At 72.6% G+C, this 22,391-nt stretch carries 23 protein-coding genes, 1 tRNA gene and 1 pseudogene; 11 read left to right on the top strand and 14 right to left on the bottom strand.

The features are described from left to right. Positions 1-54 precede the first annotated feature (54 nt). The 8 genes from def to ABT122_RS22250 form a co-directional block, all read right to left on the bottom strand. A complete protein-coding gene (gene def, locus ABT122_RS22285) occupies positions 55-708 on the bottom strand; it encodes a peptide deformylase (RefSeq protein WP_351554891.1) in 654 nt (217 codons plus the stop codon). A gap of 79 nt (positions 709-787) precedes the next feature. Next, the gene (locus tag ABT122_RS22280) at positions 788-1,792 is read right to left on the bottom strand and encodes a tetratricopeptide repeat protein (RefSeq protein ID WP_351554888.1); all 1,005 of its coding nucleotides are present in this window, start codon (positions 1,790-1,792) and stop codon (positions 788-790) included. A gap of 193 nt (positions 1,793-1,985) precedes the next feature. Beyond that, entirely contained in the window at positions 1,986-3,218 is a 1,233-nt protein-coding gene (locus tag ABT122_RS22275) for an HD-GYP domain-containing protein (RefSeq protein ID WP_451067196.1), read from the bottom strand. 173 nt (positions 3,219-3,391) lie between these two features. After that, positions 3,392-4,759 carry an HD-GYP domain-containing protein gene (locus ABT122_RS22270; protein ID WP_351554885.1) on the bottom strand — a complete coding sequence of 456 codons (1,368 nt, stop codon included), beginning with the start codon at positions 4,757-4,759 and terminating at the stop codon, positions 3,392-3,394. A gap of 169 nt (positions 4,760-4,928) precedes the next feature. Further along, entirely contained in the window at positions 4,929-5,243 is a 315-nt protein-coding gene (gene rsrA / locus ABT122_RS22265) for a mycothiol system anti-sigma-R factor (RefSeq protein ID WP_351554883.1), read from the bottom strand. After that, positions 5,240-5,959: a sigma-70 family RNA polymerase sigma factor gene (locus tag ABT122_RS22260; protein WP_351554881.1), complete on the bottom strand. Its 720-nt coding sequence runs from the start codon at positions 5,957-5,959 to the stop codon at positions 5,240-5,242. The genes rsrA and ABT122_RS22260 overlap by 4 nt, the downstream gene beginning before the upstream one ends. A 257-nt stretch (positions 5,960-6,216) precedes the next feature. Then, positions 6,217-6,924: an alpha/beta hydrolase family protein gene (locus tag ABT122_RS22255; RefSeq protein WP_502976180.1), complete on the bottom strand. Its 708-nt coding sequence runs from the start codon at positions 6,922-6,924 to the stop codon at positions 6,217-6,219. 47 nt (positions 6,925-6,971) lie between these two features. Next, a complete protein-coding gene (locus tag ABT122_RS22250; RefSeq protein ID WP_351554879.1) occupies positions 6,972-7,787 on the bottom strand; it encodes an SOS response-associated peptidase in 816 nt (271 codons plus the stop codon). A 49-nt stretch (positions 7,788-7,836) separates the two neighbouring features. Here ABT122_RS22250 and ABT122_RS22245 point away from each other — a divergent pair, with 49 nt between their 5' ends. The 4 genes from ABT122_RS22245 (at position 7,837) to ABT122_RS22230 (ending at position 11,701) form a co-directional block, all read left to right on the top strand. Further along, the gene (locus ABT122_RS22245; protein WP_351554876.1) at positions 7,837-8,577 is read left to right on the top strand and encodes a M50 family metallopeptidase; all 741 of its coding nucleotides are present in this window, start codon (positions 7,837-7,839) and stop codon (positions 8,575-8,577) included. A 325-nt stretch (positions 8,578-8,902) separates the two neighbouring features. Then, positions 8,903-10,249: a 3-phosphoshikimate 1-carboxyvinyltransferase gene (gene aroA, locus ABT122_RS22240; protein ID WP_351554873.1), complete on the top strand. Its 1,347-nt coding sequence runs from the start codon at positions 8,903-8,905 to the stop codon at positions 10,247-10,249. Positions 10,250-10,261: 12 nt separating this feature from the next. Beyond that, a complete protein-coding gene (gene rsgA, locus ABT122_RS22235) occupies positions 10,262-11,275 on the top strand; it encodes a ribosome small subunit-dependent GTPase A (RefSeq protein ID WP_351554870.1) in 1,014 nt (337 codons plus the stop codon). 102 nt (positions 11,276-11,377) lie between these two features. Continuing rightward, positions 11,378-11,701 (top strand): DMT family transporter, encoded by a 324-nt coding sequence (locus ABT122_RS22230; RefSeq protein WP_351554868.1) that lies wholly within the window; start codon positions 11,378-11,380, stop codon positions 11,699-11,701. Here ABT122_RS22230 and ABT122_RS22225 read toward each other — a convergent pair. Further along, positions 11,667-12,338 carry a TetR/AcrR family transcriptional regulator gene (locus ABT122_RS22225; RefSeq protein ID WP_351554865.1) on the bottom strand — a complete coding sequence of 224 codons (672 nt, stop codon included), beginning with the start codon at positions 12,336-12,338 and terminating at the stop codon, positions 11,667-11,669. The genes ABT122_RS22230 and ABT122_RS22225 overlap by 35 nt on opposite strands. Positions 12,339-12,524: 186 nt before the next feature. Here ABT122_RS22225 and hisN point away from each other — a divergent pair, with 186 nt between their 5' ends. Continuing rightward, positions 12,525-13,328 carry a histidinol-phosphatase gene (hisN, locus tag ABT122_RS22220; protein WP_351554862.1) on the top strand — a complete coding sequence of 268 codons (804 nt, stop codon included), beginning with the start codon at positions 12,525-12,527 and terminating at the stop codon, positions 13,326-13,328. A 372-nt stretch (positions 13,329-13,700) separates the two neighbouring features. Then, positions 13,701-14,102: a CBS domain-containing protein gene (locus ABT122_RS22215; protein WP_351554859.1), complete on the top strand. Its 402-nt coding sequence runs from the start codon at positions 13,701-13,703 to the stop codon at positions 14,100-14,102. Positions 14,103-14,218: 116 nt separating this feature from the next. Here the strand turns inward: ABT122_RS22215 and ABT122_RS22210 are convergent, their stop codons facing one another. Continuing rightward, positions 14,219-15,670: a catalase gene (locus ABT122_RS22210; RefSeq protein WP_351554856.1), complete on the bottom strand. Its 1,452-nt coding sequence runs from the start codon at positions 15,668-15,670 to the stop codon at positions 14,219-14,221. Between the two features lie 133 nt (positions 15,671-15,803). Between ABT122_RS22210 and ABT122_RS22205 the strand changes: the two genes are divergently transcribed. Beyond that, positions 15,804-16,220 (top strand): Fur family transcriptional regulator, encoded by a 417-nt coding sequence (locus ABT122_RS22205; RefSeq protein WP_351554853.1) that lies wholly within the window; start codon positions 15,804-15,806, stop codon positions 16,218-16,220. Between the two features lie 134 nt (positions 16,221-16,354). Here the strand turns inward: ABT122_RS22205 and ABT122_RS22200 are convergent. Both ABT122_RS22200 and ABT122_RS22195 read right to left on the bottom strand, forming a co-directional pair. Continuing rightward, a tRNA-Met gene (locus ABT122_RS22200) sits at positions 16,355-16,428 on the bottom strand. A 410-nt stretch (positions 16,429-16,838) separates the two neighbouring features. After that, positions 16,839-17,234, bottom strand: a complete 396-nt coding sequence (locus ABT122_RS22195; RefSeq protein WP_351554850.1) for a hypothetical protein — start codon at positions 17,232-17,234, stop codon at positions 16,839-16,841. Here ABT122_RS22195 and ABT122_RS22190 point away from each other — a divergent pair. After that, positions 17,126-17,500, top strand: a pseudogene (locus ABT122_RS22190) (hypothetical protein); the annotation flags it as partial. The gene ABT122_RS22195 and the pseudogene ABT122_RS22190 overlap by 109 nt on opposite strands. A gap of 74 nt (positions 17,501-17,574) precedes the next feature. After that, a complete protein-coding gene (locus ABT122_RS22185) occupies positions 17,575-17,847 on the top strand; it encodes a LysR family transcriptional regulator (protein ID WP_351554847.1) in 273 nt (90 codons plus the stop codon). Between the two features lie 18 nt (positions 17,848-17,865). On the opposite strand, the gene ABT122_RS22180 is transcribed toward ABT122_RS22185, so the two are convergent. Further along, positions 17,866-18,765 (bottom strand): NAD(P)H-binding protein, encoded by a 900-nt coding sequence (locus ABT122_RS22180; protein ID WP_351554844.1) that lies wholly within the window; start codon positions 18,763-18,765, stop codon positions 17,866-17,868. Positions 18,766-18,828: 63 nt separating this feature from the next. Here ABT122_RS22180 and ABT122_RS22175 point away from each other — a divergent pair, with 63 nt between their 5' ends. Next, positions 18,829-19,425, top strand: a complete 597-nt coding sequence (locus ABT122_RS22175; protein ID WP_351554841.1) for a TetR/AcrR family transcriptional regulator — start codon at positions 18,829-18,831, stop codon at positions 19,423-19,425. 161 nt (positions 19,426-19,586) lie between these two features. Next, positions 19,587-19,739 (top strand): hypothetical protein, encoded by a 153-nt coding sequence (locus tag ABT122_RS22170; protein WP_351554839.1) that lies wholly within the window; start codon positions 19,587-19,589, stop codon positions 19,737-19,739. Between the two features lie 336 nt (positions 19,740-20,075). Here ABT122_RS22170 and ABT122_RS22165 read toward each other — a convergent pair whose 3' ends face one another. Further along, on the bottom strand, positions 20,076-22,130 hold the full coding sequence (locus ABT122_RS22165; protein ID WP_351554836.1) for a tetratricopeptide repeat protein: 2,055 nt from the start codon (positions 22,128-22,130) through the stop codon (positions 20,076-20,078). Between the last annotated feature and the right edge of the window lie 261 nt (positions 22,131-22,391).

The following is a 22,391-nucleotide window of genomic DNA, read 5'->3' as shown; positions in this document are numbered from 1 at the left end:
ACAGGGCCCGCCCACCGGATGGTGGGCGGGCCCTGTCGCGTACCGGCGGCCGGGTCAGTCGTTCGGGACGACGGGGTAGCGGGGGGTGCCCTCCGCCATCTGCCGCAGGGCGTCCTTGCGGTCGCGCTTGGAGAGCCGGTCGATGTACAGATAGCCGTACAGGTGGTCGGTCTCGTGCTGGAGGCAGCGGGCGAAGTAGCCGCTGCCGCGCAGCTTGACCGGGTTGCCGTGCAGGTCCTGGCCGCGCACCACCGCGTAGTCGGGGCGGGCCAGCTCGGCGTAGGCGGTGGGCACGGAGAGGCAGCCCTCGTTGGAGTCGTCGAGCACCCGGCGCTCGGGCGGCAGCTCCTCCAGGACCGGATTGCAGATGTATCCGGTGTGGCGGACGCCGTCGTCGTCCGGGCAGTCGTAGACGAAGACCTTCAGATCGACGCCGATCTGGTTGGCGGCCAGGCCCACGCCCTCCGCCGTCCGCTGGCTGGCGAACATGTCATCGATCAGCGAGGCGAGCGCACCGTCGAAGGCGGTGACGTCCTGGCACTCCTTGTGGAGCACCGGGTTGCCGACGACCGTGATCGGGCGCGAGGTGCCGCGCTCCCGGTGGGCGAGCTCGCGTGCCTCGCAGTCCTCCGTGTCGACGAGAAAACCCTCGTCGTCCACGGCGGAACCCTCATTGACCTGCTGGTCCGTCTCCTGCTGCGACGCCATGTCAGCCGTACGCCTTCCTGGGTGCTCGGTGACTGCCCGGCGGGGGTCACCCTGTGTCCGTACAGCCTACGGGCAGGGTTCAGCAGACTTCCTCGAGATCCCGCCACTCCCGGGAATCCGGGCTGTCCGCGACCCAGCCGTCGAGCAGCCCGCGGACCAGGCCGGCGGGGGCCGCGATACCGCACTCGCGCTCGGGGGACCACAGCTCCCCCGCGGTGCGGTGGCCCAGCGGCCCGGGGTGGCCCGGTTCGCTGTGGTCGTGGGGGTCGAGGTGCTCGCCCTCGCCCTCGGCGCTGGGCATCCGGCTCTCGGAGCAGGAGCGGCAGAGCAGCCGCACCGAGGACGACCAGTCCTCGGCGGCGAATCCGGCGTCGGAGGCGAGCTGCTCCAGCGCGTCCCGGTCGGCCTCGGAGGCGGCTTCCAGCAGCACCACCCAGGTGGGGACGGGTGAGGGAGCCCACAGCTCGATCTCGTCGAAGACCGGGAAGGCGGGGCCGGCCGCGGTGGTGCGCTCCCCGTTGGGCACGCCGTCGTGGAGGACGACCTCGCCCCAGCGGCGGCCCGAGGACGGCAGCGGGATCGACAGCACCTCGATCCGGGCCGGGTCGAGCCGCCGGCCCCACACCACCTCGGCCTCGCCCTCGGGCGAGAGCCGGACGGCGGCGCTGCCGAGGTCCATCTCCAGGGGTTCGCCGCCCGGTCCCGCGCCGACGCCACCGCTGCGGGTGGGCACCCCGGGGACCTTGAGGCCGTACGCCTGCCAGGCGCGGCGGGCCAGCGGCCAGTCCTGGAGGGCGGTGGCGGCGATCCCGACGTTCCACCAGTCGGGGGCGCCGGCCTCCTTGTCCAGCAGGGCCACGGCGCGCAGCCCGGCGGCCCTCGCCTGCTCCCAGTCGTGCCGGAATTTGTGCAGCAGGGCCAGATTGAACCAGGACTCGGAGAGCCAGGGCTCAAGGTCGGCCGCCCGTGTCAGCAGCGCTCCCGCGTCCTCGTACCGGCCGTCGCCGATCAGCGTGAACGCGCGGTCGGTGGCCTGCCGCCACGAGGCGGAGGGCCGATGCCGTACCTTCCCGAAGATCCTCACGATTCCCGCCTGCCGGTCGTTCGGGTCACTTTCCCGGACGCTGTTGGTGTGTTTCCCCGTACTGCTTCGTCACTGCTTCGTGTGTCTGCTTGACGCTGGTCGTCTGTCCTCTTTCGCATCCAACCATGCCCGGCTGAGGGCTGGCTCATTACCCATGGGTTACCCCGGTGGAACCGGGGTCAGACCCGAGCGTTCAGCCGGGGTGCGCGGCGACCGGGCCGCCGCCGCGGCCCAGCACCCGGGCGAGCGACTCGACCACCTCGGGGTGGTAGTCGCGCCCGGTGCCGAGCCGCAGCCGCTCCAGTGCGCCGAGCGGGCTGTGCGCTCCCTCCGCGCCTCCCCGCGTCAGGTCGTCGTATGCGTTGACGGCGCGGACGATCCGGGCGGGCAGCGGCTGATCACGGTAGGGGTCGGCCTGCCGCTCCACCACGACGGCGACCTCGGCGGGCACCCCGGTCTGCCGGACGACGGCCCCGCCCAGCAGCGCGATCCTGCGCTGCCGGGCGGTGGGCAGCAGTGCCGTGGCGCCGTCGGGCACGGGGTCCACCAGCGAGAGCTGGCCGATGTCGTGCATCAGCGCGGCGTACTCCAGCACGGTCAGATGGCTGCCGGACAGCCCCATCTCCCGGCCGACGGCGCAGCTGAGCGCGGCGACCCTGCGGGCGTGTCCTGGCGGGGTGTAGCCGGCGATCTCGGTGGCGCGGGCGAGCGAGGCGATGGTCTGCCGGTAGGTGATCCGTACCGCCTCGTACCGCCGGAAGGAGAGCTGGGTGAGGAGCAGCGGCACACAGAAGACGGGCAGTGCCCAGAGCCCCGCGACGGCGACGGCGAGCGCGATGACCGCGCCGCTGGCGCAGACGGCGGAGCCGATGCCGAGGAGCGCGCGCAGTTCCTCGCGGAGCAGCGGGCCGTACGGGAAGCCGGTGCGGGCGCGGAGCATCAGCGCGGCGAGCAGCGCGTCGCACAGGGCCGTGAGCAGCAGCAGGACCAGCAGGAGCAGGGCGTAGGAGGCGCCGTGCGCCCAGTGGCCGAGTCCGCCGGAGTTGTAGAGCGGCTGGAAGCAGACGGCGGCGACGGTGACGCTCAGTACCCGTCGGGAGACATGGTCGAGGGCGGGCCCCGGCCGGTGGGCCAGCTGCGGTACGGCGCCGGTGAGCGCCCCCGCGACGACGACGGCGACGACCTGGAGCACGCCGTGGCTGGTCATGCGGCCCGCGCACTCGCCGAGCAGGGCGTACGCGAGTGCTCCGGCGGCTCCGAGGGGCGCGGGTTCGCGCTCGCCGGGCGCGGCGCCCCAGCGGACGGTCTCGCCGATGGCGATGAGGGCCCCGAAGGCGAGGGCGTTGCCGGGTTCGCGGAAGCCGTTCCAGAGGGTGGCGGCGAGGGCGATGCCGGCGAGGAGGGCGGCGGCGGTGTGGACGGCCACCAGGAGGGCGAGGGCGCCGCCGGTGCGGGGGGCCGGGGTGGCGGCACGGGGGGTTCGGGGGTCCGGGCTGGCGGCACGGGGGGTTCGGGGGTCCGGGCTGGCGGCACGGGGGGCCGCGTGCGCCGCGCGGGGGCCCGGGCGGTCGGCGGGGGGTTCCGGGCGCCCGGCGGGGGTCATACGGGGCCGCCGGGGGTGCGGTCGGCGACCCGCACCGGCTGGGACGGAATGCCCCGCACGTCCTGGGGCGTGGTCACGGCGGCGGCCTCGTCGGAGGTGACCTCCGTCTCCCAGCCGTGCCGCTCCAGCGCCCGGGTGAGCGCGGCGACCATCCGGGGGTCGAAGTGGGTGCCCGCGCACCGGTGCAGCTCCGCCAGCGCCACCCCGACCGGCCGGGCCCGGGAGTAGGAGCGTGTGGAGGTCATGGCGTCGAAGGCGTCCGCGACGGCGACGACCCGGGCGAACTCGGGGATCTGCTCCCCGGCGAGCCCGCAGGGGTACCCGGTGCCGTCCAGCCGTTCGTGGTGGTGCAGGATCGCGGCTCTCGCCTCGCCGAGGAAGCCGATACCGCGCACGATCTCGTGGCCGTACTCCGGATGCAGTTCGATCACCCGCCGCTCCTGCGGGGTCAGCGGCCCGTCCTTGCGCAGGACCCGGGTCGGCACACCGAGCTTGCCCACGTCGTGGAGGATTCCGGCGAACCGGATCACCTCGATCCGCCGCTCGTCCATGCCCAGCTCGCGGCCGATGAGCACGGAGGCCCGCCCCACCCGCTCGCTGTGGCCCCGGGTGTAGCGGTCCTTGAGGTCGACGGCCTGCACCAGGGCGCGGATGGTGGCCTGGTGGGCGGTGCGCTCGCGGTGGTACTGGGCGAAGAGCCAGCAGGAGATGTACATGGGCAGCAGGACGAAGAGCGCGGAGACCGGCCCGTACGGACTGGTCCACAGGACCGCCATCATCAGCCCGGCGAGCCCGTGGACCAGATGGGGCACCAGGGAGTGCAGCAGCAGATCGCGCGCGGCGGTGTGCGGCGGCCGGCGCTCGGCGGTGGCGAGGATGCCGGCCTCCAGCGCGGTCAGCACCAGGCAGAAGACGACGGCCGCGGCGGCGGCCGGCACCAGCGCGTGCGGGAAGCGGGGCTCGCCGAGGGTGTGCGCGCCGCCGAGGAGCAGATGGGTGCGGGACGCGCTCCAGGTGGCGAGGGCGAGCTGGCCGGCCCGCCAGATCCGCCGCGGTCCGGCCGGTCTGCGCTCCACCCGCCCCAGCAGCGAGCCGGGGACGGCGACGAGCGCGGCGGCGGCGGGCGGCAGCAGAAAGGCCGCGGTCAGCAGCACCGGGAAGAAGGAGGCGGCGCTGACGGGGAGGGCCTTGCGCAGATGGCGGCAGCGCGGGGGCAGCTCACATCCGGCGTAGAGCGCGGCCAGCAGCACCACGGCGCTCCAGCCGGCGGGCACGCCCTGCCGGGCCAGGGGCAGCACGCAGGCACCCGCGCAGAGCACCGTGCAGAGAATGTATGCGCGCGCCGTCACCGGTACGGACCCCACTGCGCCGCCCCCTTCGCATCTCGCGCGTCACGCTAGCGAGTTGAGGGGGTGGGTGGCGGGGGCGGCGGCGGTTCTTCGCACAGACGAGTGACAGCGGGTGCGTACGAAGAGGGTGCGCCGTGATGGTCACGGCGCACCCTCCTCGTACGCCTGGGGCGCGGGGGTGCGGTCACTCGGCCCCGGGGGCCTGGGCGCGGGCGACGCTGATGTCGTCGTCCGGCACGGTCTCGCCGGAGCGGATCAGATCGATCCGTCCCATGACCTTGGCCCGCAGGTCGGTGGGGACGTCGTCGTGTCCGCAGCACCGCTTGACCAGCTTCTTCACGGCCTGCTCCAGCCCGTACTTCTCCAGGCAGGGGGAGCACTCCTCGAAGTGCACCTCGAACTTGGTGCAGTCGCCTTCGGGCATCTCACGGTCGAGGAACTCGTAGAGGTGGTCCAGTACCTCCGAGCAGTCCGTCTCGTGCGGCTCTCCGCAGCTCATGAGCCCGAGCCTTTCGCGTCGTTCGACTCCCCCGCACCGGCCGGGACGAGTCCGCGCTCACGGGCGTAGTCCTCCAGCATGCCGCGCAGCTGGCGGCGGCCCCGGTGCAGGCGGGACATCACCGTCCCGATGGGTGTTCCCATGATGTCCGCGATCTCCTTGTACGCAAAGCCCTCGACGTCGGCGAGATAGACGGCGATGCGGAACTCTTCGGGGATGGCCTGGAGCGCGGACTTCACGTCGGAGTCCGGCAGATGGTCCAGGGCCTGCGACTCGGCCGAGCGCAGTCCGGTGGACATGTGCGACTCCGCGCGCGCCAGCTGCCAGTCCTCGATCTCCTCGGCCGCGCTGCGCTGGGGCTCGCGCTGCTTCTTGCGGTAGGAGTTGATGAAGGTGTTGGTGAGGATTCGGTACAGCCAGGCCTTGAGGTTGGTGCCCTCACGGAACTGGTGGAAGGAGCCGTACGCCTTGGCGTAGGTCTCCTGGACCAGGTCCTCCGCGTCGGCGGGGTTGCGCGTCATGCGCAGCGCCGCCGAGTACATCTGGTCGAGGAAGCCGAGGGCGTCCCGCTCGAAGCGGGCGTTGCGCTCGGCGGTCGTCTCGGCGGCCGGGTCCGCGGCCGGTGCGGACTCGGCGGTCCGGTCTTCCGGCTGTCCCTGTCCCTGTGCCGCCCGGCCGTCGTCGGCCCCTGCGTCGGTCCCAGTGACCGGACCCACCTCCTCCAACGCTGTGACGGACCCGAGTGCGGACCCGCTCGAATCGGAGAATAGTCGACCTTCGGTCACCGGCTCCTGTCGACCGGCTCCGCCCGGCGCCCGGAGCGGCGCGGTCCTGGCCGTCGTGAGCACGGTCCACTCCAGGTCACTGGGGTGCGTGCGACGGGGGCAGACGGTCGGGCCCATGCGCGGGACTCCCTACTCCATGCTCTGCTGCTGACGTCCTGACATCCCGCACAACAGAGCCGGGCACGCCGTCATTCCCGTAACCCGCGGGCCCACTCCCGGACCGCGTCTGTGACCGTTGTCATAATCTCGGCCTCCGTGACACCGGCCCGCGCGGGGACGGCGAAGCCGTGGTCGGCGGCCGGGATCTCCACCAGGGTGTACGCCCCTTCGGGGAACTCGGCCGGCTTCCCGAAGGGGTCGTTGCCGCCCTGGACGACGAGGGTGGGCAGACCGGTGCCGAGCAGTTCGGCCGACCGGGAGCGCTCGGGGCGGCCGGGCGGGTGAAGCGGGAAGGAGAGCGTGAGCACGGCGGCGGCGCCCAGCTCCCGCGCGGTGCGGCAGGCGACCCGGGCCCCGGCGCTGCGCCCGGCGGCGATCACGGGGAGGCCGGGGCGCTCCAGCGCGGGCCACAGGGCGCGCCAGGCGGTGTCGAGGGTCCGGGGCGCGGGGGCGATCTTCTTTCCGGCGACCCGCCAGGGCTGCTCGACGAGGGCGACGGTGATGCCGTCGGCGGGGAGGGCCGCGGCGAGGGCGCGCAGATCCCGGGCCCCGATGCCGCCCCCGGCGCCGTGGCCGAGGGCGAGCACCCGCCGGGCGGTGCCGGAGGGGGCCCGGTGCCAGGTGATCCGCGCGGGTCCGGCGGCGGTCCCGACCTGTTCGGTGGTGCCGGTGCCGGGGGTGGTGTTCACGGGGTCGTGGGTGGTGTTCGCGGGGTCGTGGGTGTTCACCGGGCCCATCCTGCCGGGCGGGGGCCGGGGAGGGGCTCAGCCCCGGGCCCGGCGGGTCAGAAGAGGGTGCCCTCCTCGGGGGCCTCGCGCTCCTCCAGCAGCTCCGGCCCGTTGTTGCGGACATTGCTGACGGCGGTGCTCACCGCGTACGCCCTCATCAGGCCCTCCGGCGGGGGCTCCAGCAGCTCCCTGAGCTGCTCCGGCTGGGTGCGGGCCGGGTCCAGCCAGGCGTCCCAGCGGTCCGGGGTCAGCATCAGCGGCATCCGGGGGTGGATGTCGGCGAGCGAGCCCGGGCCCTCGGCGGGGGCGACTCCCAGCGGGGCCCGCTCCGCCTCGGTGGTGAGCACGGTGCACGTCACCCACCAGGCCAGCGGGTGCTCGTCCGGCAGGGTCCGGTCCCGCCAGAACTCGTAGAGCCCTGCCATCGCGAAGACCGAGCCGTCGGCGGGGGTGACGAAGTACGGCTGTTTGCGGGGGCGCTTGCGCCGGCCCTGCTCCTCCAGCTGCCGCTCGTCCGCGCCGGTGACCCACTCGTAGTAGCCGTCGGCCGGGAGGATGCACCGCCGGGCGGCGAAGGACCGCCGGAAGGAGGGCTTCTCGTGGACGGTCTCCGACCGTGCGTTGATCATCCGGGCGGCGCCCTCGGGCGATTTCGCCCAGGACGGCACCAGTCCCCATCTCAGTGTCCGCAGCTGGCGAACCGGACGGGGGTCATCCGCGTCTTTCACTGGACGTTCGAGGATCGCGTGGACCTCTTTGGTGGGGGCCACGTTCCAGTCGGGAGCGAGGGTCTCCTCGGGCTCCCAGCGCTGGACTCCGAAGACCTCCACGAGCTCCGCCGGCCCACGACTCGCCGCATACCTGCCACACATGAATGCCAGACTGCCACTTCCGCCCCCGGTACAAGGAGCCGCCCCAGAAATGGATAGCACCCATTCCGCTTCCAGCCTCAGCAGCGCCTCCGTCGGCGGGCTGTGGGACCGGCTCGCCGGAACCCAGCCCGCACCCGAGGAATGGCTGGTCATAGCCACCGCGGTGGCCGCGCTGGCGGTCATCGTCCCGGGCCCGCTGTGGCGGATCTCGCGCAATGCCGTCACCATCGCCCACGAGGGCGGCCACGGGCTGATCGCCCTGCTGACCGGCCGCTCCCTCCAGGGCATCAGGCTGCACTCGGACACCAGCGGGCTGACGGTGAGCCGGGGCAGGCCGACCGGCATCGGCATGGTGCTCACCGCCGCCGCCGGCTATCCCGCGCCCGCCCTGCTGGGCCTCGGCGGGGCCGCGCTGCTCGGCGCCGGGCGGATCACGCTGCTGCTGTGGCTGGCCACGGCGCTGCTGCTCGGGATGCTGGTGATGATCCGCAACGCCTACGGGGTCCTGACCGTGGTCCTCACGGGCGCGGCCTTCCTGCTGGTCTCCTGGCTGGCGGGGGCCGATGTGCAGGCCGCCTTCGCCTATACGGCCGTCTGGTTCCTGCTGCTCGGCGGCGTGCGGCCGGCCTTCGAGCTCCAGGCCAAGCGGCGCCACGGCGGGGCCCCGGACTCGGACGCCGACCAGCTCTCGCGGCTGACCCACGTTCCGGCCACACTGTGGCTCCTGCTCTTCCACGCCGTCTCGCTCACCTCGCTGATCGGCGGCGGACGGTGGCTGCTGCGCCTGTAGGACGGGCCGGTCCGCACGGGCCGCCGGGGCGCCGGCCGGCTCGCACCGGAGAACCGCGGGCACGTATCGGAGGTCTCCCGCAGGCCGCGCCGAGCCGCCAAGGGCTTCCCCCGAGGGCCGCGCGGAGGCGTCGCGGGGTTCTTCCTGGACCGGCAGGCACGTATCGGAGGTCTCCCGCAGGCCGCGCGGAGGCGCCATGGGGCGCCGGGTGGTCCCCCGGGACGCCCACCCGGGCCGGACGGCCACTACCACTCAACGGTTACGCCCCGGTTTCAGCGTATTTGATCAAGATCCGGGTCTCCGGCGAGCCACTAAAGTAAGGGTCATGACCGAAGCCTCCGTGCACCCCGCCCTCTGGCCCGCCCCCTTCGCGACCGGAGCCGTCGACGCGACGGTGACCGTGCCCGGATCGAAATCGGTCACCAACCGCGCTCTGGTGCTGGCCGCGCTGGCCGCCGAGCCGGGCTGGCTGCGCCGCCCCCTGCGCTCTCGCGACACCCTGCTGATGGCGGAGGCGCTGCGCGCCCTCGGCGTCGGCATCGAGGAGACCGTCTCCTCCAGCTCCACCATCGTCGGCGGCCCGGACGCCGAGGGCGAGGCCTGGCGGATCATCCCGGCCGGGCTGCACGGCCCGGCCACCGTCGACGTCGGCAACGCCGGCACCGTGATGCGCTTCCTCCCCCCGGTCGCCGCCCTCGCCGACGGCGCCATCCGCTTCGACGGCGACCCCCGCTCCTACGAGCGCCCGCTGCACGGAGTGATCGACGCGCTGCGCGCGCTCGGCGCCCGGATCGACGACGAGGGGCGCGGCGCGCTCCCGCTGACCGTCCACGGCGGCGGGGCGCTGGACGGCGGCTCCGTCGAGATAGACGCCTCCTCGTCCTCCCAGTTCGTCTCCGCGCTGCTGCTCTCCGCGCCCCGCTTCAACCAGGGGGTGGAGGTCCGGCACATCGGCGCCCGGCTCCCCTCCATGCCGCACATCCGGATGACCGTGGACATGCTGCGCGCCGTCGGCGCCCAGGTGGACGAGCCGGAGACCGGCGGCGAGCCCAATGTCTGGCGGGTCTCCCCCTCCGCCGTGCTCGGCCGGGACGTCACCATCGAGCCGGATCTCTCCAACGCGCAGCCGTTCCTGGCCGCCGCGCTGATCACCGGCGGCCGGGTCACCATCCCCGACTGGCCGGAGCGCACCACCCAGCCCGGTGACGCGCTGCGGGAGATCTTCACCGCGATGGGCGGCTCCTGCGAGCTGACCGACGCGGGGCTGACCTTCACCGGTACGGGCCGGCTCCACGGCATCGACGTGGACCTCGGCGAGGTCGGCGAGCTGACCCCGGGCATCGCGGCCGTCGCCGCGCTCGCCGACTCCCCCTCCACCCTGCGGGGCGTGGGCCATCTGCGGCTGCACGAGACGGACCGGCTGGCCGCGCTCACCAAGGAGATCAACGAACTGGGCGGCGATGTGACCGAGACCGACGACGGTCTCCTCATCCGCCCGCGCCCGCTGCACGGCGGGATCTTCCAGACCTACGACGACCACCGGATGGCCACGGCGGGCTCCGTCATCGGCCTCGCGGTCGAGGGCGTCGAGATCGAGAACGTGGCCACCACCGCGAAGACCCTGCCCGACTTTCCGCAGATGTGGACAGCCATGCTCGGAGCGGAAAGCTGAACGGGGCCTGAGATGCGTCGCTATGGCAAGAACCCGGACGAGGACGACATCCGCGTGCGCCCGAACCGCAAGGGCAACCGGCCGCGGACCACGATCCGCCCCAAGCACGAGGACGCCTCGGAGGGCATGGTCCTCACCGTGGACCGGGGGCGGCTGACCTGTCTCGTCGAGGACCGGGTGGTCATGGCGATGAAGGCGAGGGAGCTGGGCCGCAAGGCCGCCGTCGTCGGCGACCGGGTCTCGATCGTCGGCGACCTCTCCGGGGACAAGGACACCCTGGCCCGCATTGTGCGGATCGGGGAGCGCTCGTCCGTACTGCGCCGCACGGCGGACGACGATGACCCGTTCGAGCGGGTGGTCGTCGCCAACGCCGACCAGCTCGCCATCGTGACGGCCCTGGCCGACCCCGAGCCGCGCCCGCGCATGATCGACCGCTGTCTGGTCGCCGCGTACGACGGCGGTCTCACCCCGCTGCTGGTGCTGACCAAGTCGGATCTCGCCTCCCCGGACGGACTGCTGGAGATGTACGGGGCGCTCGGGGTTCCCCATGTCGTCACCACCCGTGACGAGTTCGTGGACGGGGTCGCCGCCGACCGGGTCCACGAGCATCTCTCGGGCCGTACCACCGCATTCGTCGGCCACTCCGGTGTCGGCAAGACCACACTGGTCAACGCGCTGGTGCGGGAGGACCGCCGGCGCACGACCGGGCATGTCAACGCGGTCACCGGGCGCGGCCGGCACACCACCACATCGGCGCTGGCCCTGCCGCTCGCCGACAAGCAGGGCGGCTGGGTGATCGACACCCCGGGTGTGCGGTCCTTCGGGCTGAACCACGTGGACCCGTCGCGGGTGATCCTCGCCTTCCCCGATCTCGTCCCGGGGACGGAGAACTGCCCCCGCGGGTGCACCCATGACGAGCCGGAGTGCGCCCTGGACGCCTGGGTCGCCGAGGGGCACGCGGACCCGGCCCGGCTGAACTCGCTCCGGCGGCTGCTCTCCACCCGGGAACGGCGCGAGGGTGACTGAATCGCCCTTATTCGCCCATATTTGCAGCCTTCCGATGTCGGCAAGTGCATAATCACAGCAAGTCCGACAAAGCAGTCACCGACTGACGGGGAGGCGCTGTCCATGGCGTGGCTGCTGGTGGTGGTCGCCGGGGTGCTGGAGACGGGGTTCGCCGTCTGTCTGAAGCTGTCGCACGGATTCACCCGGCTCTGGCCGACCATCGCCTTCGCCGCCTTCGCCCTGGGGAGTTTCGGCCTGCTGACGCTGGCGCTGAAGAAACTCGACGTGGGGCCCGCGTACGCCGTGTGGACGGGCATCGGGGCCGCGGGCACCGCCATCTACGGCATGGTCTTCCTCGGCGATCTGGTCTCCACGCTCAAGATCGTCTCGATCAGTCTGGTGATCCTCGGGGTCATCGGTCTGCAACTGTCGGGCTCAGCCCACTGACCCGCGCGGAACCGCGGCCACCGGACGGCGCCCCGACCACGTTGCGGACCAGCGGGCCGACTCCGCCTCCCGCCGGGGCGAGCACACAGGAGAGGGCGAGCCGCACCGCCAGTTCACAGCGGTGGGCCAGCGCCGCCGCGTCCTCCGCCCGGGGGTGGTCGCCGCCCCGGCCGCCCTGTTCCAGCGCGGCCAGGGAGCGGTCCCGTACCAGCTCGACCACCTCGGCGGGGGCCGGGAGCCCGGCGTCCGCCCGGCGCTGGGCGGGCGCCCCGGCGGGCGGCGAACCGCGCCGCACGGGTTTGGGGGTGGGCAGCCGCTCGCCCCAGCAGCCGGTGAGCAACGCCCTCAGCAGCGGTTTCGCCCCGGCCTCGCCGACGGTCCACTCGGCGACGGCGACCAGCGGATCGACCGGCCCCGAGCGCTCGCCCAGTAATCGGTCCAGGCCCTGGAGATAGGCGTCGGCCTCCCGCCGCACCAGGGCTCTGGCCAGCCCGTCCTTGCTGCCGAACTCGTTGTAGAGGGTCTGGCGCGACAGCCCGGCCGCCGCGGCGACATCGACCATCCGCACCGCCGACCAGGGTGATCTCGCGAGCGCCGCCAGCGCGGCGTTCAACAGGGACTCGCGGGCCGTAGGCATCGTCGCCTCCCAGACCGCACGGCTCCGGGCCCGGTGCCCACCCCGCCGTACGGCGTTTCGCACAGAGTTTGACGCTCCTTCCCCAGGTGTCAAGGGCCTTGGCGGGCACCGGCCGCGGGGGTGGCCGGCCGAGGGGTTCCGTTTGCCGTTCCGTGCCGATGGGGCCTCCTCGATAGAGTGATCGTCATGCCCGACTACGACGACGATCTGCGTCTCGCCCATGTCCTCGCGGACGCCGCCGACGCCGCCACCATGGACCGGTTCAAGGCCCTGGACCTCAAGGTCGAGACCAAGCCGGACATGACTCCGGTGAGCGAGGCCGACAAGGCCGCGGAGGAGCTGATCCGCGGACAGCTCCAGCGGGCCCGCCCCCGGGACGCCGTGCTCGGCGAGGAGTACGGCATCGAGGGCACGGGCCCCCGGCGCTGGGTCATCGACCCGATCGACGGCACCAAGAACTACGTCCGCGGTGTGCCGGTCTGGGCCACGCTGATCTCACTGATGGTGCGGGGCGATGACGGTGTCCACCGGCCCGTGGTGGGTGTGGTCTCGGCCCCGGCGCTGGGCCGGCGCTGGTGGGCCGCGCTGGGCAGTGGTGCGTACACCGGGCGCTCGCTCAGCTCCGCCACCCGGCTCAAGGTCTCCGGGGTGAACCGGATCGAGGACGCCTCTTTCGCCTACTCCTCACTGACGGGGTGGGAGGAGCAGGGCCGGCTGAGCGGTTTTCTCGACCTTACCCGCGCCTGCTGGCGCACACGCGGATATGGCGACTTCTGGCCATACATGATGGTCGCCGAGGGCTCCATCGACCTCTGCGCGGAGCCGGAGCTCTCGCTCTGGGACATGGCGGCGACCGCGATCGTGGTGGAGGAGGCCGGGGGCTCCTTCACCGGCCTGGACGGCACCCCGGGTCCGCACAGCGGCAACGCCGCGGCCTCGAACGGGCTGCTCCACCAGGAGCTGCTGGGTTACCTCGACCGGCGCCCCTGACCCGCCGGACCGGCAGGGCCGGGCGCCACGGGCGCGCACCCCGCCCCGCCCGGCCGGACACGGTCCCGCGCACCGAGCGCGTTCCGGCGCACCCTCCGTCCGCACCCCCGTCCGCGCGCCCGCACGGCCCCGGCGGGTACCCGGTGATCGGCTGCCGGCCGGACCCACCCGCCCGCGTGGCGGCGGTCCGGGCCCCACCGGGGCCCACCGGCCCGAGCCGGTCCGCCGAGGCCGGTCCGCCGGTGCGGAAACCCCCGGTCCATGCCCCTTGCCCCACTCCCCCAAGGCTGCGACTCTGAAAGTCCCCCCGTTTGTGAACTTGTGAATCGGTTCTCGAAAGGGCCGGTGTCCCCCAAGGAGGTGGCTCCACCCATGCTCGTCCGTGACGCCATGAGCACGGCGGTCCTCACGATCGGACCCACGCACACCCTCCGCCAGGCCGCGTGCCTGATGGCCGCCCGCCGGGTCGGCGCGGCCGTCGTCCTCGACGGCGACGCCGAGGGGATGGGCATTCTGACCGAGCGCGACATCCTCGCGTCGGTGGGTACGGGCGAGGACCCCGACCGGGAGACCGCCGCCGGCCACACCACCACCGATGTCGTCTTCGCCGCCCCGGCCTGGTCCCTGGAGGAGGCGGCGGAGGCCATGTCGCGCGGCGGCTTCCGGCATCTGATCGTGCTGGACGACGAGGGGCCGGTCGGCATCGTCTCCGTGCGCGACATCGTCCGCTGCTGGGCCCCGGCCCGCCGCGACCGGACCACCCTGGTCGGCTGAGCGCTCACCCGGGGCGCGGACCGGGAGGTCCGCGCCCTCCGGGTGTGCCCGGGACATACGAGAGGGCCGGATACCCCTGGACAGGAATCCGGCCCTCCGTCTACGGCAGGCGTCCGTCAGCCACGAAGGGCCTGGACCGCGGCTTCCAGCCGCTTGCCGAAGTCTCCATCCGCCTGGCGGAAGTTGTTGATCGCGCGCTCGGCGATGTCATCGCGCGAGACCTTGGCGATGAACCCGGAGAGGTTCTCGATCAGCCGGACCCGCTCGTCCTCCGACATCAGCCGGTAGAGGTTGCCCGCCTGCACGAAGTCGGTGTCCTCGGCGTGACGGGCGGCCTCGGGGCTGCCGGTCGCGCCGGAGACGGGGATCGGCTCCCACAGCGGCTTGTCCGTCTGGAAGGGGCCGCCGAAGCTGTTCGGCTCGTAGTTCTTCGCGCCCTGGTGACGGCCGTCGTACAGGAAGCCGTCCCGGCTGTTGGTCCGCGCCTCGGTGGCGTGCGGACGGTTCACCGGCAGGTGGTCGGCGTTGATCCCGACGCGGTAGCGGTGGGCGTCGCCGTAGGCGAAGAGCCGGCCCTGGAGCATCTTGTCCGGCGAGGGGCCGATGCCCGGGACGAAGTGCGCGGGCGAGAAGATGGACTGCTCGACCTCGGCGAAGACGTTCTCCGGGTTGCGGTTCAGCTCCAGCTTGCCGATCTCGATCGGCGGGTAGTCCTCGTGCGGCCACACCTTGGTGAGGTCGAACGGGTTGAAGCGGTAGGTCGCCGCGTCCGCCGCGGGCATGATCTGGACCTGGACGGTCCAGCTCGGGAAGTCGCCGCGCTCGATCGCCTCGCGCAGATCGCGCTGGTGGCTGTCCGGGTCCTCACCGGCGAGCTTGTTCGCCTCGTCCTGGGTGAGGTTCTTGATGCCCTGGTCGGTCTTGAAGTGGTACTTCACCCAGAAGACCTCGCCGGCGGCGTTGTTCCACTGGTAGGTGTGCGAGCCGTAGCCGTTCATGTGGCGCAGCGACGCGGGGATGCCCCGGTCGCCGAAGAGCCAGGTCACCTGGTGGGTCGACTCGGGCGAGAGGCCCCAGAAGTCCCATACGTTGTCCGCCTCCTGGGAGCCGGTGTACGGGTCGCGCTTCTGGGTGTGGATGAAGTCCGGGAACTTGATGGCGTCCTTGATGAAGAACACCGGGGTGTTGTTGCCGACGAGGTCGTAATTGCCCTCCTCGGTGTAGAACTTCAGCGCGAAGCCCCGGGGGTCGCGCACCGCGTCCGCCGAACCGAGGTTGCCCGCCACCGTGGAGAAGCGCAGAAACGTCTCCGTCTCCTTGCCCACCGTGGAGAGGAACGCGGCGCGGGTGTACGGGGTGAGATCGGCGGTGACGGTGAAGGTGCCGTAGGCGCCGGCGCCCCGCGCGTGGACGACACGCTCCGGGATGCGCTCCCGGTTGAAGTGCGCGAGCTTCTCCAGCAGCAGCTGGTCCTGCACCAGTACCGGACCGCCGACGCCCGCGGTCTCGCTGTTCTGGTTGTCGGCGACCGGAGCCCCGGCCTCCGTGGTGAGCGGTCCCTGCGTCACGTGCGCCTCCTGCATGATCCTCGTCCTGGCCCTTGTGCCGATCCGATCCTACGATGGACTTTGTCTAAGTCAAGTGAACATCCAAAGTCACACCCGTTCGGGATCACGGTCCCCCACTGCTAGGCTGGTCCTTATGAGTGACCTGTTGGAACGACTTCGCGGACGCGGCTGGCGCATGACCGCCCAGAGGCGTGTCGTGGCCGAGGTCCTCGACGGCGAGCACATCCATCTCACGGCCGACGAGGTGCACTCCCGCGCGGTGCGGAGGCTGCCGGAGATCTCCCGCGCCACCGTCTACAACACCCTCGGCGAAATGGTCTCCCTGGGCGAGGTGCTGGAGGTCGCGACCGACCGCCGCGCCAAGCGGTACGACCCGAACGCGCACCGGCCCCACCAGCATCTGGTCTGCGCCCAGTGCGGCGCGATCCGCGATGTCCACCCGGCGGGGAATCCCCTCGCCGACCTGCCGGACTCCGAGCGCTTCGGCTTCACCATCTCCGATGTCGAGGTCACCTACCGGGGCATCTGCCCCGCCTGCGCGAGCGCCTGACCGGACCCGGGACCGCCCGAACGACCGAAGGCCACCTGTGGGATTCAGGTGGCCTTGTCGCCGTTGCCGCTTCGGCGCGGTGCGCCACATGACGAAGGCCCGGATTCCAGTGGAATCCGGGCCTTCGTCTTCAGTAGCGGGGACAGGATTTGAACCTGCGACCTCTGGGTTATGAGCCCAGCGAGCTACCGAGCTGCTCCACCCCGCGTCGTTGAACCCAACTCTACGGGAACCGACCGACCGGTGCAAATCCATGATCCACAGACCTGTGGGTTCCGGGTCCGCGTCAGCAGTGTCGGTCGATGTCCAGCAGTCGGCCGGCAATCTTCCGGGTCGCGTTGGCAGCACCTGTGGCCGGTGGTGGTACCGGCTGGGCTCGCCGGAGCTGGCACATGAGGGCGAGCCGCGGCCGGAGTACGCCCCGGGCGTCCCGATGACGCACCGCTGCCTGGCCAAGGCCCGAGAGCTGGGGGTCGGCGAGAGCGCCGTCCGGCTGTGGGTCACGCAGGTGAAGAAGTCCGGTCCGGCGGGCCTGGTCCGCACGAGCAAGCTGCGAAGGAACGCCCAGGACAGGGTGGATCACCGCTGGCTGGAGAGCGCCCGGACGGTCCTGGACAACTACACGAACGCCTGCCGGCCGGTCCGCGGGCTGATTCTCTTGGAGATCGAGGAGCGGGTCGCGGCCGAACACGGCCGGGGCACGGTGAAGATCCCCGCCCAGTCGACTGGTTCCTGTCGAACGTGTTCCCCGTCACCCTGCTTTACGTCGGCGTCGGCGTCGCCGGCCTCGGGATGCTGCGTGAGGGCCTGTCGCCGCAACAGGCCCTGCTCGCGCAGTTCGGCCGCCGCACCACCGCACTGACCCTGCGTCCTTTCCAGATCGACGACGACCAGGGGCGGAAGCAGTGGCGGATTCTGCTGAAGACCATCGCGAAGAAGATCGTCCTGGCCGAGAAACACCCGGGGATGCTCGTCGACCTGGCCGACTGCCTGTTCGCCCGCACGACCGGGCACTGCGCGTCGCTGATGGCGCTGATCAACCGGTCCTGCCTGCGAGCCGTCCGCTCGGGCGAGGAAAAGCTCGACAAGGATCTCATCGACACGGTGAAGAACGACGCCGCCGCCGAGGAAGCACGCCGCGAACTCGACCGGATGACTTTACGGTCCGTCGCGCGATCCGCCCTGCTGCCGCAGCTCCGCAGCACGGGGACGAGACGGCCCCCGTCCGGCGTCATCTCGGGCGCCACAGCCGCTTCTGCCCCCGCTGCCTGGCCGACAACGGGGGCCGTTGGCCACTGGCTTGGCGGCTGCCGTTCTCATTCGCCTGCCGGACGCACCAGCCCCGTCCCCGTCGATGGCGGCCATCAGCAACGTCCGCAACTGCGTCGAACGCCTCAGACGCCTGGTCCGACTGCCCGGCCAACGGAACCTCTGCGCGGCCGCCAAGAGCCTCGGAACGCTACCGGCGACGCTCACCCGTCAACTCCACGCCCGGGAAAAGGCCGCAGGCGTTCAGCTGATCGAACGGACCAGCCCCCTCGCAGCCACTCCCGCGGGCGCCGCTCTCATCCACGAAGCAGAGCACCTGCTCAGCCTCCTGGACGCAGTGCAATCCCCCGTCACCTGACCGGCGGCCCGACCAGCATCACGAACCGGTCCGCCCCGACGTCGAACCCTCCGTGAACGCGGTGGCGTGGTCGGCGGCCCACTGGCGAAACGTTCGCGGCGCCGTCCCAAGGACGTCGGCCACCGCAGTGGTGATATACGCGGGCTGTCCGACCGCCGCGCTCCACGCGGCGAGCAGCATGTCGGCGACCGAGCTGGGCGCCGTGCCCTCCGACAGCCTTCGGAACTCGTCCGGTGTCATCTCCTCGAAGGCGATCCGGCGCCCCAGGGCGTCACCGATGACGTCCACCTGCGCGGCCTGGGTCAGCGATTCGGGGCCCGTGAGGACATAGTCGCCTCCTGCGTATCCGTCCTGACAGAGCGTCCGCGCCGCGACGGCTGCGATGTCGCGGTCGTCGACCGGTGCCGTCTCGGCAGCGCCGTGAGGCCACCGGACGATCTCGCCGGCCCGGATCGCGGGCGCCCACCAGGCCAGCGAGTTCGACGCGAGCATCCCCGGCCGGATGATCGTCGACTCGAGTCCGGTGGCCGCGACGAGCCTCTCGATGTCGGCGTGCAGCACCGCCATGGGATTCGGCTGCCGGAAGAAGGGATGCGGCGTCTGGTGCGGGGAGGAGAGGAAGACGACCCGCCGCACGTGGGCAGCCAGCCGCTCGACGACTGCCCCGGCGGTCTGCGGCGGGGCGGTCCAGACAAGGAAGACCGCACCGGCGCCATTCAATGCCGGGTCGAGCGTCTCGGGCACGGTGAGGTCACCGGTGAAGACCTCGGCCTTCGCCGGCAGCGTCGCCGCCGCCTCGGAGCGATGGGTGAGGGCGCGGACCGGCACACCCGCGTCGAGGAGTTGGTCGATGACGACGCGGCCGATCCGGCCCGTCGCCCCGGTGACGAGCACGGGAGGAATGTCTCTCTGATTCATGCCGCTCATGAAAACGTTACTCGGTTACAAAAGCAACTCGGTCATGAATGTTACGGTGGTCAGATGAGCGAGCCGACGGGACTGCGGGCCCGCAAGAAGGAGCGGACGCGCGACGCCATCGGCGACGCGGCCGTCTCGCTGTTCCTGGAGCGCGGCTTCGACCGCGTCTCGGTCAACGACATCGCCGCTGCGGCCGAGATCTCCAAGCCGACCCTCTTCCGGTACTTCCCCACCAAGGAAGACCTGGTGCTGCACCGGTTCGCGGACCACCAGGGCGAGGCGGCACGCGTCGTACGTGACCGCAGGTCCGACATCAAGCCGGTGACGGCGCTGCACCGGCACTTCCGGGCCGGCCTCGACCGGTACGACCCCGTCACCGGCCTCAACGATCATCCCGAGGTGGTGGCGTTCCACCGGCTGGTGTTCACCACACCGAGCCTTGCGGGACGGCTCACGCAGTACCAGCTCGAAGACGAGGAAGCACTGGCGGACGCCCTCGGCGAAGGCATCCAGGCACGCCTGCGAGCCGCCCAGGTACTCGCGGTCCAACGGGTGCTCGCCCGGACCAACTGGCAGAGGATCGCCGACGGTCGAGCCGCCCACGACGTCCACCCCGAGGCCGTAGCCGACGCCGACCAGGCATTCAACCCATTGCGGTGACAGGTGGCACTCCCGGTCGAAGAAGGCCCTGCGGCCCGGCGCACGCGTTGCCACGGGCCCGGTCAGACCCCCCGGATGCCGGCGGCCAGGCCGGCCCGAGAAAGCGCCGGTGGACCAGGCATGGGTCGATCCGGCGGCGACGGTCACCACGGGAAACCGGCGTGATCGAGGAAACCCTGCGCGCCGCCGGCTGGTGGCCGGGACGGCACATCCCGATCGACCGCTGGCGCGAGACGCTCGACAAGACCGGCTTGGCCCGCATGCACGCGGGCCTCAGTCCAACGGTCCCTCCCGGCGGGCCACGTGAATGCTGAAGATCAGCCGACCGACCCACGGCTAACGCACCATGGAATCCGGAGTCTCAGCAGGACTCACTGCTAACGGAGCGACTCAACCTGCAAGACCGGAGCGGGGCCCCGGGGGCCGGGGAGGGGCTCGCCGGCGGGGCCGGGGTGCGCCGGCCAGGGGCTCGGCGCGGGCCCGGAGCCCGAGCCGGAACCCGTCCCGGGGCGGCGGGCGGGGAATGCGGGATGCCCGGCTGCGGAGCCGGTCCCGGGGCCGGGGGCCGGGACCGGTGCCGGGGGGGCCGGGACCGGAGCCGGGGGCCGGGACCGGGACCGGGGGCCGGGCTGCCGGAGGTGCCGGAGGCCCTACGCGGTCAGTTCCTGGTGGAGGGCCTCACGGAGCCGGGCCGCGCGCTCCGCCACCTCGGCGGGCCCCAGCTCCACCGCGCGCGCACACCACCGCTGCCCCTCGGTCAGCTCTCCCCGCCGCGCGGCGAGCAGCGCCAGCCGCAGGGCCGCCCGCCCGTGCCCGGCGCGTGCCGCGCGGCTCCACCACAGGGCGGCCTCGCGCTCATTGCCCTCGCGCGCCAGGAGCAGCCCCAGGTTGAACGCGCCGTTGCGGCTGCCCGCCTCGGCGGCCTCCCGGTACCAGCGGGCGGCGTCCGCCATGTCGCCCCGGGACGCGGCGAGCATCCCGACCCGGACCTGCGCCCGGCGGTGTCCCTGCTCGGCGGCCCGCTCGTACCACTCCTCGCACTCGGTCTTCTCCGCCATCGGCTCGCCGAGCACCGGCGGGCCCGGCGCTGGCTGGCGCGCGTCCAGCAGGGTCGCGAGGCGGAAGGCGGCCTCGGCGCTGCCGCCCCCCGCGGCGCAGCGCAGATGCCGCTCGGCGCTCAGGTCGTCGCCGTCGCGCAGCCGGGCGATGCCGACCTGGAGGGCGGCCTCGGTGTGCCCGGCGGTCGCGGCCCTCTCGTACCAGACCAGAGCCGTGCGGTCGTCGTCGCGGCCCGCGTGGAGGATGCCCAGGTTGAAGGCGGCGTCCACGCTCCCGGCCTCGGCGGCCTTGGAGAACCAGGGCTCGGCGCCCGTCGCGTCGCCGGCCTGGAGGAGCAGTACGGCCAGGGCGTTGGAGGCCTCCCGGTGGCCGGTGTACGCGGCCTGGCGGTACCACTGCTCGGCTTGCTGGGTGCGGTCCTGGGCGGCGCAGAGCAGCCCGAGGTTGTAGGCGCCGTTCACATCGCCCGCGGTCATGGCGGCGCGGTACCAGCGCTCGGCGGTCTGCGGCTCGCCCCGGGCGGCGTGCAGGGCGCCCAGGGCGTTGGCCGCGTTGCCGTCGCCCTCCTGCGCCGCGCGCAGCCACCAGACGGCGGCGCTCTCCTCGTCGCCCGCGTCGCGCAGCAGAAAGCCGAGCGCGCAGGCGGCGCGGGTCTCGCCGTCCTTGGCGGAGGTGAGGTACCAGCGGCCGGCCTCCTTGAGGTCCCCGCGCTTCTCCAGGATGGCCCCGAGGTGCAGCGCCGCCCGCCGGTGGCCGCGCGCGGCGGCCTGCCGGTACCACTGGGCGGCCTCGTCGAGGGTGGAGAGCTTGAGCCGGGTGACGCTGTCGATCACCGCCGCCCCGGCGGCCCCCGAGGCCCGGTCACCGGCGCGGCCGGGGGGCGGCGGGGTGGCACGGCCGTGGGGCCCGGGAGCGTGGGGACCCGCGGTGCGGCGGCCGTGGGGCGCCTCGTCCGCCGCGCGCAGCTCCAGCATGCGGGCGAGGCGGTACGCGGCCTCGCGGTGGCCCTGCTCGGCCGCCGCGCGCAGCCAGCGCTCGGCTCCGACGTCACTGCGGTGCTCCAGCAGGTCGGCGAGGGCGTACGCCCCCAGCGCGTGCCCCTGCTCGGCGGACTGGCGAAGCCAGTACTCGGCGGCCGGCTCGTCGCCGCGCTCGCGGAAGTGGCGCCCCAGCGCGTGCGCGGCGGCGGCCGAACCCGCGACGGCGGCGATGCGCCACCAGCCCGCCGCCTCGTCCGGATAGCCGCGCTGGTGGAGCAGGACGCCCAGGTTGTTGGCCGCGGCGCGGTCGCCCTCGGCGGTGGCACCGCGCAGATAGGACTCGGCGGCGTCGAGATCGCCGCGGCGCAGCAGCAGCGCGCCGAGCATGCTCATGGACGCGGTGTCGCCGCTGTCCGCCGCCGGACGGTAGCGCTCCTCGGCCCCGGCGGTCTCCATGGCGTCGGCGACCCCGTCGATGACGGCGCCCGCGCCGATCCCGGCCCCGTCGCTCTCACCGTCGCCGGAGTCCGTGTCGGAGCCGTTGCCCACGGCGGTCCCAGCGGTGCCGGTACGAGCCGGACGCACCGCATCCGCTGTTCTTCCGGCATGCCGCTGCACAAACCGCCCTGTCTCCAACAGAGTTGCCCTGTCCCCCATATATTCCATCGTCGCACCACCCGCAACCCGCTCACACCCGGTATACCGCAACCAGGAAGGTCACTTCAGCGTTTTGTCGACATGCCCACAGAGAGATAAGTCAAACACCCATCAGCTCAACTCGACGGACCCCACGCCCAGTTCCCCCCGGCCTCATATGGGTACACACGCACGAAGAGGGCCCAGATCCTCAAAGGATCTGGGCCCTCTTCGATTTCAGTAGCGGGGACAGGATTTGAACCTGCGACCTCTGGGTTATGAGCCCAGCGA

Source organism: Streptomyces sp. NPDC001985, from assembly GCF_040296845.1.
Lineage (GTDB): Bacteria > Actinomycetota > Actinomycetes > Streptomycetales > Streptomycetaceae > Streptomyces.
Note: the sequence above shows the minus strand (reverse complement) of the source record. Positions and strands in the feature narration are given on the sequence as shown.

Excerpts from the sequence above, each read along its gene's own strand:
- aroA (WP_351554873.1), top strand. The coding sequence starts at position 8,903 with ATGACCGAAGCCTCCGTGCACCCCGCCCTCTGGCCCGCCCCCTTCGCG.
- rsgA (WP_351554870.1), top strand. The coding sequence starts at position 10,262 with ATGCGTCGCTATGGCAAGAACCCGGACGAGGACGACATCCGCGTGCGC.
- ABT122_RS22255 (WP_502976180.1), bottom strand. The coding sequence starts at position 6,924 with ATGGGCCCGGTGAACACCCACGACCCCGCGAACACCACCCACGACCCC.
- hisN (WP_351554862.1), top strand. The coding sequence starts at position 12,525 with ATGCCCGACTACGACGACGATCTGCGTCTCGCCCATGTCCTCGCGGAC.
- ABT122_RS22180 (WP_351554844.1), bottom strand. The coding sequence starts at position 18,765 with ATGAATCAGAGAGACATTCCTCCCGTGCTCGTCACCGGGGCGACGGGC.
- ABT122_RS22175 (WP_351554841.1), top strand. The coding sequence starts at position 18,829 with ATGAGCGAGCCGACGGGACTGCGGGCCCGCAAGAAGGAGCGGACGCGC.
- ABT122_RS22215 (WP_351554859.1), top strand. The coding sequence starts at position 13,701 with ATGCTCGTCCGTGACGCCATGAGCACGGCGGTCCTCACGATCGGACCC.
- rsrA (WP_351554883.1), bottom strand. The coding sequence starts at position 5,243 with ATGAGCTGCGGAGAGCCGCACGAGACGGACTGCTCGGAGGTACTGGAC.
- ABT122_RS22205 (WP_351554853.1), top strand. The coding sequence starts at position 15,804 with ATGAGTGACCTGTTGGAACGACTTCGCGGACGCGGCTGGCGCATGACC.
- def (WP_351554891.1), bottom strand. The coding sequence starts at position 708 with ATGGCGTCGCAGCAGGAGACGGACCAGCAGGTCAATGAGGGTTCCGCC.
- ABT122_RS22185 (WP_351554847.1), top strand. The coding sequence starts at position 17,575 with ATGGCGGCCATCAGCAACGTCCGCAACTGCGTCGAACGCCTCAGACGC.
- ABT122_RS22245 (WP_351554876.1), top strand. The coding sequence starts at position 7,837 with ATGGATAGCACCCATTCCGCTTCCAGCCTCAGCAGCGCCTCCGTCGGC.
- ABT122_RS22225 (WP_351554865.1), bottom strand. The coding sequence starts at position 12,338 with ATGCCTACGGCCCGCGAGTCCCTGTTGAACGCCGCGCTGGCGGCGCTC.
- ABT122_RS22250 (WP_351554879.1), bottom strand. The coding sequence starts at position 7,787 with ATGTGTGGCAGGTATGCGGCGAGTCGTGGGCCGGCGGAGCTCGTGGAG.
- ABT122_RS22165 (WP_351554836.1), bottom strand. The coding sequence starts at position 22,130 with ATGGAATATATGGGGGACAGGGCAACTCTGTTGGAGACAGGGCGGTTT.
- ABT122_RS22230 (WP_351554868.1), top strand. The coding sequence starts at position 11,378 with ATGGCGTGGCTGCTGGTGGTGGTCGCCGGGGTGCTGGAGACGGGGTTC.